The organism is Peribacillus simplex NBRC 15720 = DSM 1321, assembly GCF_002243645.1.
In the GTDB taxonomy this organism is placed as follows: domain Bacteria; phylum Bacillota; class Bacilli; order Bacillales; family DSM-1321; genus Peribacillus; species Peribacillus simplex.
Window position 1 is genome coordinate 2407784 of record NZ_CP017704.1, and the last position, 18531, is coordinate 2426314.

Here is an 18531-nt window from a genome sequence, read left to right on the forward strand (position 1 = left end):
TGAAGAATTTTCATTCCTTCAAAACTAGATAATAATAAGAAGGTATTTCATTTTTTTAAAGCGTTGGTTAAGTCCTCGATCTATTAGTATCAGTCAGCTCCACATGTCGCCACGCTTCCACCTCTGACCTATCAACCTGATCATCTTTCAGGGATCTTACTAGCTTGCGCCATGGGAAATCTCATCTTGAGGGGGGCTTCATGCTTAGATGCTTTCAGCACTTATCCCGTCCGCACGTAGCTACCCAGCTATGCCTTTGGCAAGACAACTGGTACACCAGCGGTGCGTCCATCCCGGTCCTCTCGTACTAAGGACAGCTCCTCTCAAATTTCCTGCGCCCGCGACGGATAGGGACCGAACTGTCTCACGACGTTCTGAACCCAGCTCGCGTACCGCTTTAATGGGCGAACAGCCCAACCCTTGGGACCGACTACAGCCCCAGGATGCGATGAGCCGACATCGAGGTGCCAAACCTCCCCGTCGATGTGGACTCTTGGGGGAGATAAGCCTGTTATCCCCGGGGTAGCTTTTATCCGTTGAGCGATGGCCCTTCCATGCGGAACCACCGGATCACTAAGCCCGACTTTCGTCCCTGCTCGACTTGTAGGTCTCGCAGTCAAGCTCCCTTGTGCCTTTACACTCTACGAATGATTTCCAACCATTCTGAGGGAACCTTTGGGCGCCTCCGTTACTCTTTAGGAGGCGACCGCCCCAGTCAAACTGCCCACCTGACACTGTCTCCCACCCCGATAAGGGGCGCGGGTTAGAATTTCAATACAGCCAGGGTAGTATCCCACCAACGCCTCCACCGAAGCTAGCGCTCCGGCTTCTCAGGCTCCTACCTATCCTGTACAAGCTGTACCAAAATTCAATATCAGGCTGCAGTAAAGCTCCACGGGGTCTTTCCGTCCTGTCGCGGGTAACCTGCATCTTCACAGGTACTATAATTTCACCGAGTCTCTCGTTGAGACAGTGCCCAGATCGTTACACCTTTCGTGCGGGTCGGAACTTACCCGACAAGGAATTTCGCTACCTTAGGACCGTTATAGTTACGGCCGCCGTTTACTGGGGCTTCGGTTCAAAGCTTCGCTTGCGCTAACCTCTCCCCTTAACCTTCCAGCACCGGGCAGGTGTCAGCCCCTATACTTCGCCTTGCGGCTTCGCAGAGACCTGTGTTTTTGCTAAACAGTCGCCTGGGCCTATTCACTGCGGCTTTTCTGGGCTATTCACCCTAAAAAGCACCCCTTCTCCCGAAGTTACGGGGTCATTTTGCCGAGTTCCTTAACGAGAGTTCTCTCGCACACCTTAGGATTCTCTCCTCGCCTACCTGTGTCGGTTTGCGGTACGGGCACCTTACATCTCACTAGAGGCTTTTCTTGGCAGCGTGGAATCAGGAACTTCGGTACTATATTTCCCTCGCCATCACAGCTCCGCCTTAATGGAAACGGGATTTGCCTCGTTTCCGGCCTAACTGCTTGGACGCGCATATCCAACAGCGCGCTTACCCTATCCTTCTGCGTCCCCCCATCGTTCAAACGATGTATAGGTGGTACAGGAATATCAACCTGTTGTCCATCGCCTACGCCTTTCGGCCTCGGCTTAGGTCCCGACTAACCCTGAGCGGACGAGCCTTCCTCAGGAAACCTTAGGCATTCGGTGGAAGGGATTCTCACCCTTCTTTCGCTACTCATACCGGCATTCTCACTTCTAAGCGCTCCACCAGTCCTTCCGGTCTGACTTCAACGCCCTTAGAACGCTCTCCTACCATCGACACCATACGGTGTCAATCCACAGCTTCGGTGATACGTTTAGCCCCGGTACATTTTCGGCGCGGAGTCACTCGACCAGTGAGCTATTACGCACTCTTTAAATGGTGGCTGCTTCTGAGCCAACATCCTGGTTGTCTAAGCAACTCCACATCCTTTTCCACTTAACGTATACTTTGGGACCTTAGCTGGTGGTCTGGGCTGTTTCCCTTTCGACTACGGATCTTATCACTCGCAGTCTGACTCCCAAGAATAAGTATTTGGCATTCGGAGTTTGACTGAATTCGGTAACCCGTTGGGGGCCCCTAGTCCAATCAGTGCTCTACCTCCAATACTCTCATCTTGAGGCTAGCCCTAAAGCTATTTCGGAGAGAACCAGCTATCTCCAGGTTCGATTGGAATTTCTCCGCTACCCACACCTCATCCCCGCACTTTTCAACGTGCGTGGGTTCGGGCCTCCATTCAGTGTTACCTGAACTTCACCCTGGACATGGGTAGATCACCTGGTTTCGGGTCTACGACCTCATACTCATTCGCCCTATTCAGACTCGCTTTCGCTGCGGCTCCGTCTTATCAACTTAACCTCGCATGAAATCGTAACTCGCCGGTTCATTCTACAAAAGGCACGCCATTACCCATTAACGGGCTTTGACTACTTGTAGGCACACGGTTTCAGGATCTATTTCACTCCCCTTCCGGGGTGCTTTTCACCTTTCCCTCACGGTACTGGTTCACTATCGGTCACTAGGGAGTATTTAGCCTTGGGAGATGGTCCTCCCTGCTTCCGACGGGATTTCTCGTGTCCCGCCGTACTCAGGATCCACTCAGGAGGGAACGAAGTTTCAACTACAGGGTTTTTACCTTCTTTGACGGACCTTTCCAGATCGCTTCATTTACCCCGTTCCTTTGTAACTCCATGTTGAGTGTCCTACAACCCCAAGAGGCAAGCCTCTTGGTTTGGGCTAATTCCGTTTCGCTCGCCGCTACTCAGGAAATCGCATTTGCTTTCTCTTCCTCCGGGTACTTAGATGTTTCAGTTCCCCGGGTCTGCCTTCAGTACCCTATGTATTCAGGTAAAGATACTGTTCCATTACGAACAGTGGGTTTCCCCATTCGGAAATCTCCGGATCAAAGCTTACTTACAGCTCCCCGAAGCATATCGGTGTTAGTCCCGTCCTTCATCGGCTCCTAGTGCCAAGGCATCCACCGTGCGCCCTTTCTAACTTAACCGTTAAAAAAGATCTTACAGATGCTTTGAAAAAAATTAATTGCCTTCTATCTATTATCTAGTTTTCAAGGAACAAAGCAGAAAGAATCCATCACATCGTGATGCTTGTCTTTCTTATTTGAATGAATTACTCATTCAAAACTGAACAAAACAAAAGCGCTCTCGTAATTATCCTTAGAAAGGAGGTGATCCAGCCGCACCTTCCGATACGGCTACCTTGTTACGACTTCACCCCAATCATCTGTCCCACCTTAGGCGGCTGGCTCCATAAAGGTTACCTCACCGACTTCGGGTGTTACAAACTCTCGTGGTGTGACGGGCGGTGTGTACAAGGCCCGGGAACGTATTCACCGCGGCATGCTGATCCGCGATTACTAGCGATTCCGGCTTCATGTAGGCGAGTTGCAGCCTACAATCCGAACTGAGAATGGCTTTATGGGATTCGCTTACCTTCGCAGGTTTGCAGCCCTTTGTACCATCCATTGTAGCACGTGTGTAGCCCAGGTCATAAGGGGCATGATGATTTGACGTCATCCCCACCTTCCTCCGGTTTGTCACCGGCAGTCACCTTAGAGTGCCCAACTGAATGCTGGCAACTAAGATCAAGGGTTGCGCTCGTTGCGGGACTTAACCCAACATCTCACGACACGAGCTGACGACAACCATGCACCACCTGTCACTCTGTCCCCCGAAGGGGAAAGCCCTATCTCTAGGGTTGTCAGAGGATGTCAAGACCTGGTAAGGTTCTTCGCGTTGCTTCGAATTAAACCACATGCTCCACCGCTTGTGCGGGCCCCCGTCAATTCCTTTGAGTTTCAGCCTTGCGGCCGTACTCCCCAGGCGGAGTGCTTAATGCGTTAGCTGCAGCACTAAAGGGCGGAAACCCTCTAACACTTAGCACTCATCGTTTACGGCGTGGACTACCAGGGTATCTAATCCTGTTTGCTCCCCACGCTTTCGCGCCTCAGTGTCAGTTACAGACCAGAAAGTCGCCTTCGCCACTGGTGTTCCTCCAAATCTCTACGCATTTCACCGCTACACTTGGAATTCCACTTTCCTCTTCTGCACTCAAGTTCCCCAGTTTCCAATGACCCTCCACGGTTGAGCCGTGGGCTTTCACATCAGACTTAAGGAACCACCTGCGCGCGCTTTACGCCCAATAATTCCGGACAACGCTTGCCACCTACGTATTACCGCGGCTGCTGGCACGTAGTTAGCCGTGGCTTTCTGGTTAGGTACCGTCAAGGTACCAGCAGTTACTCTGGTACTTGTTCTTCCCTAACAACAGAACTTTACGACCCGAAGGCCTTCTTCGTTCACGCGGCGTTGCTCCGTCAGACTTTCGTCCATTGCGGAAGATTCCCTACTGCTGCCTCCCGTAGGAGTCTGGGCCGTGTCTCAGTCCCAGTGTGGCCGATCACCCTCTCAGGTCGGCTACGCATCGTCGCCTTGGTGAGCCATTACCTCACCAACTAGCTAATGCGCCGCGGGCCCATCTATAAGTGACAGCGTAAACCGTCTTTCCATCTTCTCTCATGCGAGAAAAGAACGTATCCGGTATTAGCTCCGGTTTCCCGAAGTTATCCCAGTCTTATAGGCAGGTTGCCCACGTGTTACTCACCCGTCCGCCGCTAATCTCAGGGAGCAAGCTCCCATCGATTCGCTCGACTTGCATGTATTAGGCACGCCGCCAGCGTTCGTCCTGAGCCAGGATCAAACTCTCCGAAGAAATGTTTGACTTGCTCATTTGCTTTTTTAATAGTGTGTGCTCACTTAAAATTTAACGTTGGCGCTTTGTTTTGTTCAGTTTTCAAAGAGCAATTTGTTCGCCGTCTCTCTTAGCGACTTTAATATCTTAACATCTTATTACCGCTTCGTCAATAACTTTTTTAAAAAAGTTTTTTTCATTCTTTTTCAAAAGCTTTTATGTTGCAGCAACTTTTATAATATACCAGCGTATAAATCAATAGTCAATAGATTTTTTGAATATAATTCACTTTTTAATATCATGACTGATTCCACTTGGATAAATCCGTTTTTCCCCTCATATACATTAGGCATTCCTCCTCGGTGCTCACCCTTTTAAACAGACTGAAAAGAATGTTATATTTCTCGTTTATTGCCCTTTTGACTAAGTGGTCAATTCTGTCATCCTGTAAATCGAATAATATTTCATCCATCTCTCTTTTTAAAAGGTACTCCAATTCCATCTTTTCTTTGTCATTAATCAATAAACCCAACATGGTTCACACCTCCACCAGACAGCTTTCCCCATTCCCATCAATTTTATGAATTTTCAACTGATTTTTTTGCATAACAATAATCCTCGCGCATAAATTTGAAGACAAGAGTCTTATGGACAAGGGGATGGATTAATGAAATTTTTCATGGTGCTTCGAGCCAAGAACATCAAATATTATTCGTTAATTTTACTTACGGCACTTTTTACCGCTTGGTTCCTTTTTGTACAAAACATTCTTCATGCCCCCGTTTTTTCTACAGAGGATGGGCCGAAAGCGGTTTATAAAGGGGAAAAGAATGTTGCGATCACGTTCAATATTGGCTGGGGTGATGAGAAAGCCGCTCCGATAATAGAGACATTAAAAAAGGAAAAGATTAAATCCGCCACTTTTTTCCTTTCGGGATCTTGGGCTGAACGTCATCCGGATATAGTAGCCGAAATTGTGAAAGAAGGATATGAAATCGGCATCCTTGGTTACGATTATAAGGATTATTCCGAAATGGAAGATCAAGAAATCATCCGGGATATTTCTAAAGCCCAGGAAGCATTTAAAAAGCTTAACGTAAAGAATATAGAACTTTTACGCGCTCCCACCGGTCACTTTGATAAACGCCTCTTAAAGATCAGCGAGAAATTCGGATACACCGTTGTCCATTGGAGCATCGATTCAAAGGATTGGACCAATCCGGGTGTGGAACGGATCGTTCAGAACATCACCAAGGCCCAAAAGGGTGATATCATCTTATTACATGCTTCAGACTCAGCAAAACAAACGAATAAGGCATTGCCAGAGTTAATAAGTGAACTTCGATCAAAAAGTTTAAACTTCGTTAACGTTTCAGAAATGATTTCCAATTCATCAGCAAGCAGTGAGGAAATCCGCTGAATGAAAAAACTGCGTACTAATGTTCTCCATGAACATTTAGTACGCAGTTTTTATGTTTTGACTTCCCTATGTATGGCCCGACTTACATATAGGCTAGCTGCCTTTACCTAATTCACCGGCCTTCATCTTGCCCTTTGCTGGAGTTTGCTTACGCCCTCTTTTACTGGCCAATTCCTTTTGTGACCGTTCAATCAATTTGCTCAGGACCAATAATTGATAAGCATTGCAGACTAGCAACGGAAACAGCATGAAGTAAAGCCAGCTTTCATCATTGGCACTTAGGACAGGTATCCACTCCAAAACCGTGACCACGACCATGAAAAATAAGGCCGGTATAAACGACTGTTTATTCGTTTGTTTCATTTTGAAATAAGCTGTAACAAGCCCTGCGGCCAATACAACCAATGCTAACACGATGTAGGAACTTATCCCCTCGCCTGAACCAAAGCTAAGATATCGCAGGTAAACAAGATCGAATACAACAAAAAGAATGAGTACAAGCTGAACGGCATTCCATAAGGAAGCGCTTTTAAATATCCCTAGACCAAAACGATGTATCGTTAAATAGGCAAAAAAGCCGGCTTGGCTTATGACACTGAAAATTAATCCAACACCGAATAACCAAATAAAAGTTGATAGGATGGCACTGACTTCAAAAGAAGAAAAATAAGGCTTAAACTCACTCCATCGAGCCAAGAACCCTACAACTCCGCCGGTTACGCCACCTATAAGCAATGTTGTTAAAAACAATTTAACTAAATTACGGCTGTTCATTGTTTTCCTCCATACATTTCTATTTCATTTCCTTAATTGTACCAACCAAATTTGGAAAAATCCACTTATTCCACCAAGGAATAATATCGCCGATTGGAACCATATTAACAATATGAAGGATGAAAGGGGCCCTGCGTATGAGAGTGGGAGTTGCTTTGCTTTTCACGTCATTCTTACTCGTTTGTTCCGGTTGTGCACAAAATGGAACAGGCGCAGAAAAAATGGAGTATGAAGAGACAAAGAAAATGGTCGTTGATATCTTGAAGACAGATGATGGAAAAAAAGCCATACAGGATATCATTGCTGATGATAAAACGAAAGCTGAACTTATTATGGATTCCGATGTCATTAAGAAATCCATTGAAGATATGGTCACTTCCGATAAAGGGAAGGAATTTTGGAAAAAGACATTTAATGATCCTGAATTTGCCTCCGCTTATGCTAAAGCATTAGAAGATGAACATAAAAAGGTATTGAAGGACTTAACTGCTGATCCTCAGTATCGTGGAATGCTCATGGAAATAATGAAAGAACCGGATATGGAAAAAGAAATGAATAAATTATTAAAAACCAAGGAAATGCGGGCCGTCTATAAAGAGCTGATCATCGAAACAATGGAGAGTCCTCTCGTTCAAGCGAAAATGCAAGAGAGATTGGATAAAGCAGCCACTAAAGCGGTAGAGAAGGAAAACAAGGAGAAAAAGGAAAAAGAATAAAATGAAGGCTGATTCCAATTGGAATCAGCCTTCATTTTATTGTAGTTTTTCAATGACCTTTTTAGCAATGTCCTCGTAAATCCTGCCAAGTCTATGGTCCGCTGCGTAAATCGATGGAGCAAAGTCCTCTTCATTCCAATCTGGCTGTTGCAGGGGAAGTTGACCTAAAACTTCTGTCCGAAGCTCTTCTGCCAGCTTCGCGCCGCCACCTTTTCCGAATACATATTCTTTTTCACCAGTCGTTTTACTTTCGAAGAATGACATATTCTCTATGACACCAATGACTTCGTGTTCAGTCTTGATGGCCATGGCACCAGCTCTTGCAGCAACGAAGGCTGCAGTCGGATGCGGTGTCGTAACGATGATTTCTTTACATGAAGGGAGCATCGTATGAACGTCCAAAGCAACATCGCCTGTACCCGGCGGTAAGTCAAGGACCAAATAGTCCAAATCTCCCCATTCCACTTCATTAAAGAAACTGTTAAGCATTTTACCCAGCATCGGTCCTCTCCAGATGATCGGCGCGTTATCCTCTACAAAAAAGCCCATGGAGATAACTTGGACGCCAAAGCGTTCTACAGGAATGATTTTTTCCCCGCGAACAACCGGTCTTTTTGTTATCCCCATCATATCAGGTACGCTGAATCCATAAATATCGGCATCAACCAGTCCGACCTTTTTACCCAAACGAGCAAGTGAAGTAGCGAAATTAACTGAAATCGTAGATTTTCCCACTCCGCCTTTACCACTGGCGATCGCGATGAATTGTGTCTTGCTGTTAGGCCCAAGCAAACCTTGGTCCGCTTCATCCTGAGGAATGCTTTCACGATGCTTAGCTAACTCCTCTTCTGAAAGTTCCGTGAAACGAATGCCTACCGATTCCGCTCCGTTCGTTTTCAGCAAGTCCACAACTTCCGATTGCATTTGCATTTGTTCGGCAGACCCCGTTTTCGCAATCGCAAGTTTAACGCTTACATGATTCTTTTCAGGTTTTATTTTGATTTCTATAATTCCATTTGTCTCTTCAAGGTTTTTATGTAGAAAAGGGTCTTTAAGATCCTTTAATAAATTCAGCACTTTCTCTTCTGTTAACAAGTCGAGCACCCCTTTGAATTTTATTTTCCCATTTTTCAGTATAACATATTACGAAAAGAAAGCTTATTATCTACCCTGCATGCGAAACCAGATTATTTTCCCATAATAAAAAGGCCTTGTACCTTACAAGACCCAGACATCACTCTTCATCAGATAGTTTTTCCTCTGTAAAGTACCGTAAAATACCCATATATATCGAACTGGCAACCTTTTCTTGATACTTATCACTGATAAGGCGTTCCCTTTCCTCAGAATTGGAAAGAAAGCCAATTTCCACAAGTGCTCCAGGTTTCTTAGCATTATTCATCAAATACACATTATTAATCGTTTTTGCATCACGCTTTGTATTTTCCAGGTTTCTAATGATTTCAGTCTGAATGAATTTTGCCACCTGTTCATTTTCCTCGAACCTGCTTGTATAAAAAGTCTGTGCACCTTTCGATGAAGCTGATGGAAAAGAGTTCAAATGAATGCTTAAGAATAAGTCCGCTTCCGAATCATTGATCATTTCAACCCGATTCCGTAAGTCCTCCTGTTTTCGCTGGCGGATCCCCTTTGTATTTCCCTGTGCCAAATCCTCATCCTTCTCACGGGTCATGATGACAAGGGCACCCTGTTCCTGTAAATAGTCCCTGACCTTTAATGAAACGGAAAGGGCAATTTCCTTTTCCATTACCTCTTGTACATTTGCCCCGCCATCCATTCCTCCGTGACCTGCATCCAGAATGATGACCTTACCTGCCAACGGAAGGTTCCAGGAGTCCCATGAATCATCTTCAACAAATTTAAAAGTCACAATTAAAAAAAGGACAAACAATCCCATAGCGATTCCTGTATATTTCAGCTTTCTGCGCATGACCGTTCCCCTTCCATGATCTCTCTACTTAAAAGTATGGGACAAACCATGGAATTAGAACAAGGAATGGGATTTTTGCCTTCTTAATGCAGTTTCATTTTATATCGTTTTTCTCCAGTCTTAAAGCCGTCCAGCCACCAATCCCCCACAAACCCTTCACAGCAATAAAACAAACCTTCATCGAAAGCGTTATTCACTGTAACTTCCCGCCAATATAAAATAAAGTTAAAAAGAGTATCGACCAAAAACTTCTCTTCCTTCCAGCTCCTGGACCTTACATCTTCTTCCGACTCACCATAATAGCCAAACTTACTATAGTTCGCTCCTAATAAATAAGCCTCGATAGCAACATCAAAGTAGCCTTCCTCCAAAACATCCATCAAATCCTGTCCGAAGTAACGCTGAATCCTTCCCTTCATATCCTCGATGGAAAGTTCCCTGAGCAATCTACGTTCGAACTTCAATTGCCTTTCCCTTTGCATCTCCTGTAAACCTAATATCACAGCCATATTTCACCTCCGGGGCGATTCCCCATTTCCCAAAATTATTTCCCAAGACATAATTTAGTTTTTGCGTTCTATTTTAAACCATTCATTTATTCCATTGGCAAAAAATAATGAGGATAGGAATGGCTGGTAATTGAAAAAGGCCTATCGATATGCGATATGCTATCTTCTATAAGAAACCTGTTAAAGTGCTGACTACACATTTCGGATGATAAAAGTCTCCTGTAAGGGTTATAATGGTCCTGGAAAACTTGCAATTCCCCCCCGTAACCCGCCACTCAGGCTGCTACCCGAGGCTGACCATGCCGACTTGGGTCGCTCCCTGCGCATGTCTCTTTGGACTTTGTTCAATACTAATTATTCATGTCGTGTTTATCCTTAAATTAGCAGCCATCCTATATGACACCTTCAAGCTTTGTGATCTATAAGATAAAAAGGACATCCATGGTAAACGGATGTCCTTTTCTAACATGATATAACAAAAGTCATTTAATGCCCGCTTACTTAACAGGATGTCTTTTTTAACTGCCTGAAATTCAGAGCGCAGTACAACATTTAATCGGTGGTGCAACTCAAAGATTGAAATGACTTCCTATATTTGTTTCACTTTATATCTGTCCAGCTCTTTTCTTTAATCGTCCAGCAAGCGGCACTACAATTATACCGGCTATCACGACCTGCATTACGTTTCCGGGGATGGAGCCAAATGGCTGTATCCAGTTACCATAAAGAATAACTTCAACAAAATAGTAGCCGACGATTTTTATAATCAATGCAACGGCAACGGCGATAGTGTATACTAATTCTCTTTTGCCCGGTACCTTTTCGGATATAAGGCCGGCTAGAAAGCCCATAGCTCCCACGATGACGAATGTAAACGGTGCCCATGCTGCCCAACCAGAGAAAAGATCGAAGAAGGCCATACCGAAGGCGCCTGCTATCGCTCCTGTTTTTTTGCCATATACCAAAGCTGCTATAAAAAGGGGAACGTTACCCAGATGGATTAGGCCTCCGTTACCCATTATTGGGAGCTTGATGTTGATGAACATTGTCGCTACAAGGGTTAATGCAATGAATAGCGCATTGATGACCAAGGCTTTTGTTTTAGTTGTTTCAATCGGTGAGTATGTTGAATTCATATGAAGTCCTCTTTCTTTTTTTAAGTATTATCATACTCCTAATCGGAAACTTAATAAATATGGATTTTACAAAAAATTCTGTTTTACACAAATAAACTCATGTGTAAACAAATGGAACTCAACTGTCACCAACGTCTCCGCGGCGTTTCATTTGCATCCGATGCTGGAAATGTGGTCAAATCTTTTGCTGGGCATAAAAACACACACCCAACCAAATTATTGAACGAAACTGCGACCTTAATGAAATTCAAGGTTCATACAAACGAATTTAGAATCATTGCACTCTGTACATCAAATAAATTTGATTGGCAATATAATCTGAACTAAAATGAAGCCCATTTCTTAACCACCATATTATAATGCCTACCAATGAGGCAGTTTTAATATCAATGTCAACATAATCAGCAGGTAAATCCTTCTTGGTATTCTTCCTTCTTATTTCTACTAATTGCTTTAATAATGAAAACAATTGGTCCTCGAACTGATTCGTTTTAAATAAAATAAGTAAATAATTTCGATGGATATATAAATAATCAAGCAATTGTGTTAGCTGTTGTTTTTCTGATAAATCTTTTGCATGTATTAAAGCAACAATTTTATCAGAAAGCTCATTTAAAATCTCATCGGTGATTTGCTTTAGTAAATCTTGAATATCTTGATAATGTAAGTAGAATGTTGTCCGATTTAATCCTGCTTTGGCTGCGATTTTCTGAACCGTTAAATTTGAAATTGCGGGATCCTCGCATAAGAGAGCAATGACCGCATTTTTAAACATTTCCCTTGACCGAATTGTACGAGGATCTTCTTTTTTAGATATAGACATTTTAAACTCCTTTATAGATTTTTTCCTGACTTTCACAACAGCATATATTTTCTATGTCGATTAGTGAACATCTTCAAGAAAACTGTTCATGGTAAGGAACACCTATTTTTGTTACCATCGATTTTATCGACACAATGTTGAGAATGCAAGTCGAAAATAAAGGGGTTGTCGAAAGAAATGGACATAACAGAAGGAAATAAAAAAGTTTTATTAATTGTATTGATTGCTGGCTGTTTTTTATCAACATTAAATCAGACTTTATTAAATGTTGCATTGAGTGGATTAATGGACGTATTTCATGTAACGGCTGCAACTGTACAATGGTTATCAACAGGCTTTATGCTAGTAAACGGTGTTTTAGTGCCGATTACGGCTTTTTTAATGAAACGGTATACAACAAGGCAGCTATTTATTAGCTCGATGTTCTTTTTGTTCATTGGATCTGTACTTTGTGCATGTGCGATGAATTTTGGCATGCTGTTAACGGGAAGAATGATTCAAGCAATTGGTGCCGGGATTATTATGCCTCTAATGATGACAGTTATTTTGTATTTATATCCTAGCGAAAAGCGTGGAAGTGTTATGGGGACAATTGGATTTGCGATGATTTTTGCTCCAGCCATCGCTCCTACATTATCTGGTTTTATCATTGAGTATATTTCATGGAGATGGCTATTTATTGGGTTAACCCCTTTTATATTAATCGTCATTGTTCTAGCATTCAAATATTTAATGAATGTTGCAGAGACAACAAAAGCAAAGTTAGATATCACAAGTGTCATTTTATCAACGATTGGTTTTGGCTGTATTTTATTTGGATTTAGTAGCGCAGGAAGCAAAGGATGGGATAATCTCGTTGTCCTTACTACAATTATCGCCGGAATAATAGTGACGACTCTATTCTGTATACGTCAAATGAAATCCAATGATCCATTATTAAATTTATCCGTATTTAAGTATAAAATTTTCACTCTCACATCATTCATCAATGTACTAATTACAATGATTATGTATGCCGATTTAATACTTTTACCAATTTACTTGCAGAATGGACGAGGTTTTACAGCATTTGAAGCAGGTTTACTGTTATTACCTGGAGCTGTCATTAATGCCTTCTTATCCCCCATCACAGGTAAAATGTATGATAAATACGGTGCTAAACCACTCTTTATTACAGGTTTACTATTTATCATTGTTTCGATGTGGGGAGTCATTGATATAAACGAATCCACAACCTATATCTATTTAATGGTTCGTACCATTATTTTACGAATTGGATTAAGCTTTATTACCATGCCTTTAAATACTGCTGGGTTAAATGCTTTACCAAGAGAATTGGGTTCCCATGGTTCAGCCGTTAATAATACCATTCGCCAATTGTCAGGTGCTATTGGCACAGCAGTCGTCATCACAGTGTATACAATGCAAGCAACTTTACATGCCTCAGAGCTATCAATGCAAAATGCAAACATTTCAGCTATACAACTAGAGGCATTAGCTTCTATCTTTGGCTCAAGTGATGCCTATGTTTTTATGTTAATCTTATCTTTTGTGGCGTTAATTTTTACATGCTTCATGCCTAAAAAAGCCGCAATCAAAAAAAACGAAAGTGAATCACATATTTAAAACAAAGCATATCTGGGATATCTCAGATATGCTTTGTTTTTTTATTATCTTTCAGTTCCACACAATTCATCACTGAATGGTAACTTTATTCTTGAACCTATAACAGTTGCTATACGCAAAAAGCTGCCAATTTTCAAAGGTTCACGGAGCATGAGGTGATCAAAATCTTTTTCCGAACAAAAAAAAGACCCCCAACCAAAATGGTTGAGAGCCTTTGAAACGGTAATAGAATTAACGTTTTGAGAACTGAGGTGCACGACGTGCGCCTTTAAGACCGTATTTTTTACGTTCTTTCATACGTGGGTCACGAGTAAGTAAACCAGCAGTTTTAAGAGATGGACGGTATTCTGGATCAACTTGAAGCAATGCACGAGCGATACCGTGACGGATTGCTCCAGCTTGACCAGTGTATCCACCACCGCTAACGTTTACTAGAACGTCGTAATTTCCAGTAGTTTCTGTTGCAACTAGTGGTTGGTTAACAACTTCACGTAATGCTGCGAAAGGAATATATTCATTGATGTCACGACCGTTAATAACGATGCGACCTTCGCCTGGTACTAAACGTACACGAGCTACTGAGCTCTTACGGCGACCAGTACCATAATATTGAACTTGTGCCAAGATAGTAACCTCCTTAGTAATTATCCGCGTAATTCGTATACTTCTGGTTGTTGAGCAGCGTGTGGGTGCTCAGCTCCAGCGTATACGTGTAATTTTTTGTAGATTTGACGACCAAGAGAATTCTTTGGAAGCATACCTTTGATAGCAAGTTCAAGCATTCTCTCAGGGTAGTTTGTACGCATTTCAAGAGCAGTTCTAGTTTTAAGACCGCCTGGATGCATAGTGTGACGGTAATAAATTTTGTCAGTCAATTTTTTACCAGTCAAATGGATTTTTTCAACATTGATAAGAATTACATGATCACCAGTGTCAATGTTCGGTGTAAAAGTTGGTTTATGTTTACCACGTAGAATGGATGCTACTTCAGTAGAAAGGCGACCCAAAGTTTTGCCTTCAGCGTCAATCACATACCATTTACGTTCTACTTCATTAGCTTTCGCCATAAATGTCGTACGCATGGTTAACCTCCTAAAAAACTTTTTAATTTTTTATATTTATTTTCAATCACAATAAACTTCCGGGGCTTATCGTGGGATTAAAATACATACCATATTATATTAACTTCTCCCAGATTCATTGTCAAGGGAATGTTACACTAGGATAAGTTGTCTATAAAACACTCTCTGCAACTCCATGAAAAGGTCTGTATAGCGTCAAACCGCTCCATTACTGACTTCATCCCGTTTCCCATTTGTAAAAAAACTGGAATCACTTCGAAAATATTTTTATTTGTAAAATACTTTCCATAAATACAAGCCTTGGGCTGGTGCTGTTTTTCCTGCATAACTGCGGTCCTTTTTTTCCAATATCCCGATCATATCCCGGGGTGACATCTTGCCGCTGCCGACATCCAGGAGCGTCCCAACCAAGATACGCACCATATTATACAAAAAACCTTCGCCAACGAAGCGGAAAACCATGAAACCATCGCTCTCTTCAAAATCCATTTCTTGTATCGTTCGAACTTTATCGACCACTTCCGTTTTTGCCGAACAAAAACTTGTAAAGTCATGTGTCCCTAACAAATAGGAGATTGCTTCCCTCATCGCCTCCCCATCTAATGGGTAGGGATAATGATAGGCGTAATTTCGTTGGAACGGATCCCGTAGTTTCGAGCGGGCTATGATATAACGGTACTCTTTCCCAGTCGTATGGAACCTCGCATGAAAATCGTCAGGTACGATTTCAACTTCCAGAACGATGATATCGGTCGGAAGGAGGGCGCTGAACGCCTTTACCCAATTTTCCGTAGGAAATGTAAGGGGCGATTCAAAATGAAGTACCTGCCCCTTTGCATGGACCCCTGAATCTGTCCTGCCTGAAGCAGTCACTTTTATAATTGTGCCTTTATGCATTTGGGCCAAGACTGCCTCGAATTCACTTTGTATGGTGCGTTTCTCAGGCTGCACCTGATAACCAGCAAAATCCTTGCCGTCATAAGCGATCACACATTTATATTTTGGCATAGTTCTCTTCCTTATTATGAACGTAATAAAAATAACATGACCGTTAGAACACCTATTGAGACCATCAAAAGGCTATCACTCGTCTTCCAGTCCAATTTGCGATATTTCGTGCGGCCTTCCCCGCCACGGTATCCTCTAGATTCCATGGCAGTTGCCAATTCTTCCGCCCGTTTGAATGAACTAACAAATAAAGGAACAAGCAGCGGTACAATCGATTTAACCCTGTCCTTTATCGGGCCAGATGAAAAATCAACGCCCCTTGCAGTTTGGGCCTTCATGATTTTTTCCGTTTCCTCCATTAGCGTTGGAATGAATCGAAGGGCAATGGACATCATCAATGCCAGTTCGTGTACAGGCATCTTCCACTTTTTCAAGGGCCCCAAAAGCTCTTCCATGCCATCTGTAATGGATATCGGTGAAGTTGTCAAAGTTAAAAGTGACGTAACAAGGATTAGTAAAGTAAATCTAACGGATATGAAAAGACCTTGAATCAGACCGCCTTCATAGATTTCAAACCAACCGTATTCAAAAAGCAATTCCCCTTCTTTCGTAAACAATATATGGAGAAGGAATGTAAATACGATCAAGAAAAAGATTGGTTTTAACCCATTATAAAGGTAGCGAAGCGGTATTTTGGAAAGACTGATCAATAGGATGGTGAATACAGCAAGCAAACCGTAAGAAACGACATTATTCGCCAAAAAGATGACACAAACAAACAGGAAAACGAGGAGCAATTTAGCCCTTGGGTCCATCTTGTGCATCAGTGAATTTGCAGGGACATAACGCCCGATAATCATTTTATCCAGCATCAGCGGTTCCCCCGTTTCATGGCTTTATCTATTTCTACCGCTAAATCACCGATATTAAGACATGGATGATCAAATCGTACACCAAGTTCCTTCTGGAGCTTTAGCTGAAAACGGACCGTATCAGGAACATCCAGACCAAGCTCCATTAATTGTTCCGGCTCTGAGAAAATTTCCTGGGGGGTTCCTTTTTTGAACACCGTACCTTTATGCATGATAATTATGTCATCCGCGTACTTGGCTGCATCCTCCATGCTATGTGTCACCAGAATCATTGAAATGCCTCTTGCTTTATGCAAATCATAAAACATATCCATGATTTCTTTGCGTCCTCGCGGATCCAGTCCCGCTGTGGGCTCATCAAGTACCAATACTTCCGGCTCCATGGCAAGTACACCAGCGATGGCAACCCGTCGCATTTGTCCGCCGGATAAATCGAATGGGGATTTTTCAAGAATTTCCTCATTCAATCCGACTTGCGCGATGGCTTTCCTGGCCAGTTTCTTAGCATCGATTTCAGAAACGCCAAAATTCATGGGTCCGAAACATATATCCTTTTCAACCGTTTCATCAAATAGCTGATGTTCCGGAAACTGAAAAACAATACCGACCTTTTGTCTAATTGGCCGCAACGCCTTCTCTTTTTTTCCGGCCTCAATCGTCCGATCCCCAATGAAGACCCGACCCTTCGTCGGTTTTAATAGAGCATTCAAATGCTGCAGTAGCGTGGATTTCCCGGACCCTGTATGCCCGATGATTGCGGTATAGGTTCCCGGCTCCATTGAAATATTGACATCATGAAGGGCTAGATGTTCAAAAGGAGTATTCACCTGATAGCGGTATTCTACATCATCGAGTGTAATTCGCATAAATCCTTCACCAACTCTTCCTCTGTCAAATGCCCATCAACTACACGAACACCATTTTTTTGTAACTCCTTGGTTAGTTTCACTGAAAAAGGAATATCCAGACCAAGAGCAATCAATTCTTCCTCTAACTCAAAAATATCCTGAGGCGGTCCTTCACGATATAACCGACCTTGGTTCATTACTATCATTCGATCAGCTTTCGCAGCTTCCTCAAGATCATGGGTGATTGATATGACAGTAATCTCGTTTTCCAGTTTTAATTCCCTAACTGTTTCAAGCACTTCTTCACGGCCTCTTGGGTCAAGCATGGAGGTTGCTTCATCTAAGATGATTATGTCTGGCTGCAAGGCTATTACACCTGCTATGGCCACTCTTTGCTTTTGACCGCCGGATAGATGGTGCGGCTCTTGATTAAGAAAGGCATTCATTTTAACCTTATTTAACGCACCATGAACACGCTCCACCATAACCTGCTGAGAAACACCGGCGTTTTCTAAACCAAAAGCCACATCATCCTGAACTGTAGTGCCTACAAATTGATTATCTGGGTTTTGAAAAACCATGCCAATTCTCTGGCGTACATCCCAAACAGATTTTTCAGTCAAAAGTTGATCATTAATAGTAATGGTACCTGAGTTAGCGAACTGAAGACCATTCAATAACTTCGCTAATGTCGACTTGCCAGAACCATTATGCCCGACAATCGCAAGCCACTCCCCCTGATGAATATCAAAAGAAACATCATCCAAGGCGTTTCGAGACTGACCCTCATATTTAAAAACAATATTATTTAAAGAAACCAGCTTCTTCACTATGTGGCCCTCCTCATCCTCGACTGCACTCGTCTAATCTAAACTCTGCTCACTCAATATAAATATAGTAGTTTTTCCTTCTGAAAATATAAAAAAACGCTGCACCCCTTCCACCGAAAGAATTTTCGGTAAATTAAGAGCAGCTAACAGCGGGCCTGTTACGAAAAACAGGTTATCTTATAATCGCTTATCAAAAGCGGGAAGGGATGCTTGAGCTAGACGTGAAGGCTCCCTGCATAATACAGGTTCCGCCAGCCATCGTAACACTCAATGCGAATTTCTAAATGACAGAAT

At 42.8% G+C, this 18531-nt stretch carries 16 protein-coding genes and 2 rRNA genes; 3 read left to right on the forward strand and 15 right to left on the reverse strand.

All coding sequences use genetic code 11. The features are described from left to right. Nucleotides 1–63: 63 nt before the first annotated feature. The 3 genes from BS1321_RS11395 to BS1321_RS11405 form a co-directional block, all read right to left on the reverse strand. A 23S ribosomal RNA gene (locus BS1321_RS11395) occupies nt 64–2996 on the reverse strand. Between the two features lie 176 nt (nt 2997–3172). Next, nucleotides 3173–4723 (reverse strand): 16S ribosomal RNA (locus BS1321_RS11400). The 16S and 23S rRNA genes sit together here, the layout of an rRNA operon. Before the next feature lie 277 nt (nt 4724–5000). After that, entirely contained in the window at nt 5001–5237 is a 237-nt protein-coding gene (locus BS1321_RS11405) for a hypothetical protein (protein WP_063235818.1), read from the reverse strand. A gap of 132 nt (nt 5238–5369) precedes the next feature. Here BS1321_RS11405 and pdaB point away from each other — a divergent pair, with 132 nt between their 5' ends. Then, complete coding sequence (gene pdaB, locus BS1321_RS11410; RefSeq protein ID WP_063235817.1) at nt 5370–6122, forward strand: polysaccharide deacetylase family sporulation protein PdaB; 753 nt, start codon at nt 5370–5372, stop codon at nt 6120–6122. 93 nt (nt 6123–6215) lie between these two features. Here pdaB and BS1321_RS11415 read toward each other — a convergent pair whose 3' ends face one another. Continuing rightward, entirely contained in the window at nt 6216–6896 is a 681-nt protein-coding gene (locus tag BS1321_RS11415) for a KinB-signaling pathway activation protein (RefSeq protein WP_063235816.1), read from the reverse strand. A 137-nt stretch (nt 6897–7033) separates the two neighbouring features. Between BS1321_RS11415 and gerD the strand changes: the two genes are divergently transcribed. Further along, nucleotides 7034–7612 (forward strand): spore germination lipoprotein GerD, encoded by a 579-nt coding sequence (gene gerD / locus BS1321_RS11420; protein WP_063235815.1) that lies wholly within the window; start codon nt 7034–7036, stop codon nt 7610–7612. Nucleotides 7613–7648: 36 nt separating this feature from the next. On the opposite strand, the gene BS1321_RS11425 is transcribed toward gerD, so the two are convergent. The 5 genes from BS1321_RS11425 to BS1321_RS11445 form a co-directional block, all read right to left on the reverse strand. After that, nucleotides 7649–8707 (reverse strand): Mrp/NBP35 family ATP-binding protein, encoded by a 1059-nt coding sequence (locus BS1321_RS11425; RefSeq protein ID WP_063235814.1) that lies wholly within the window; start codon nt 8705–8707, stop codon nt 7649–7651. Between the two features lie 139 nt (nt 8708–8846). Further along, complete coding sequence (gene cwlD / locus BS1321_RS11430) at nt 8847–9563, reverse strand: N-acetylmuramoyl-L-alanine amidase CwlD (RefSeq protein WP_063235813.1); 717 nt, start codon at nt 9561–9563, stop codon at nt 8847–8849. 83 nt (nt 9564–9646) lie between these two features. Further along, entirely contained in the window at nt 9647–10072 is a 426-nt protein-coding gene (locus tag BS1321_RS11435) for a DUF2521 family protein (RefSeq protein ID WP_063235812.1), read from the reverse strand. A gap of 605 nt (nt 10073–10677) precedes the next feature. Further along, nucleotides 10678–11208 (reverse strand): ECF transporter S component, encoded by a 531-nt coding sequence (locus BS1321_RS11440; RefSeq protein WP_063235811.1) that lies wholly within the window; start codon nt 11206–11208, stop codon nt 10678–10680. Between the two features lie 274 nt (nt 11209–11482). Further along, nucleotides 11483–12031 carry a TetR/AcrR family transcriptional regulator gene (locus BS1321_RS11445; protein WP_063235810.1) on the reverse strand — a complete coding sequence of 183 codons (549 nt, stop codon included), beginning with the start codon at nt 12029–12031 and terminating at the stop codon, nt 11483–11485. Between the two features lie 177 nt (nt 12032–12208). Here BS1321_RS11445 and BS1321_RS11450 point away from each other — a divergent pair, with 177 nt between their 5' ends. After that, a complete protein-coding gene (locus BS1321_RS11450) occupies nt 12209–13657 on the forward strand; it encodes a DHA2 family efflux MFS transporter permease subunit (protein ID WP_063235809.1) in 1449 nt (482 codons plus the stop codon). Between the two features lie 231 nt (nt 13658–13888). Here BS1321_RS11450 and rpsI read toward each other — a convergent pair whose 3' ends face one another. From rpsI to BS1321_RS11480, 6 genes are all read right to left on the reverse strand, one after another. Continuing rightward, nucleotides 13889–14281, reverse strand: a complete 393-nt coding sequence (rpsI, locus tag BS1321_RS11455; protein WP_034304957.1) for a 30S ribosomal protein S9 — start codon at nt 14279–14281, stop codon at nt 13889–13891. Nucleotides 14282–14301: 20 nt separating this feature from the next. After that, nucleotides 14302–14739: a 50S ribosomal protein L13 gene (gene rplM / locus BS1321_RS11460; RefSeq protein ID WP_034304960.1), complete on the reverse strand. Its 438-nt coding sequence runs from the start codon at nt 14737–14739 to the stop codon at nt 14302–14304. A gap of 267 nt (nt 14740–15006) precedes the next feature. Then, nucleotides 15007–15747 (reverse strand): tRNA pseudouridine(38-40) synthase TruA, encoded by a 741-nt coding sequence (gene truA / locus BS1321_RS11465; RefSeq protein ID WP_063235808.1) that lies wholly within the window; start codon nt 15745–15747, stop codon nt 15007–15009. Between the two features lie 14 nt (nt 15748–15761). Then, entirely contained in the window at nt 15762–16559 is a 798-nt protein-coding gene (locus BS1321_RS11470) for an energy-coupling factor transporter transmembrane component T family protein (RefSeq protein ID WP_063235807.1), read from the reverse strand. After that, entirely contained in the window at nt 16559–17425 is an 867-nt protein-coding gene (locus BS1321_RS11475; RefSeq protein ID WP_063235806.1) for an energy-coupling factor ABC transporter ATP-binding protein, read from the reverse strand. The genes BS1321_RS11470 and BS1321_RS11475 overlap by 1 nt, the downstream gene beginning before the upstream one ends. Then, nucleotides 17401–18240, reverse strand: coding sequence for an energy-coupling factor ABC transporter ATP-binding protein (locus tag BS1321_RS11480; RefSeq protein WP_063235805.1), 840 nt, complete (start codon nt 18238–18240; stop codon nt 17401–17403). Before BS1321_RS11480 ends, BS1321_RS11475 begins: the two co-directional genes overlap by 25 nt. Nucleotides 18241–18531: the final 291 nt, after the last annotated feature.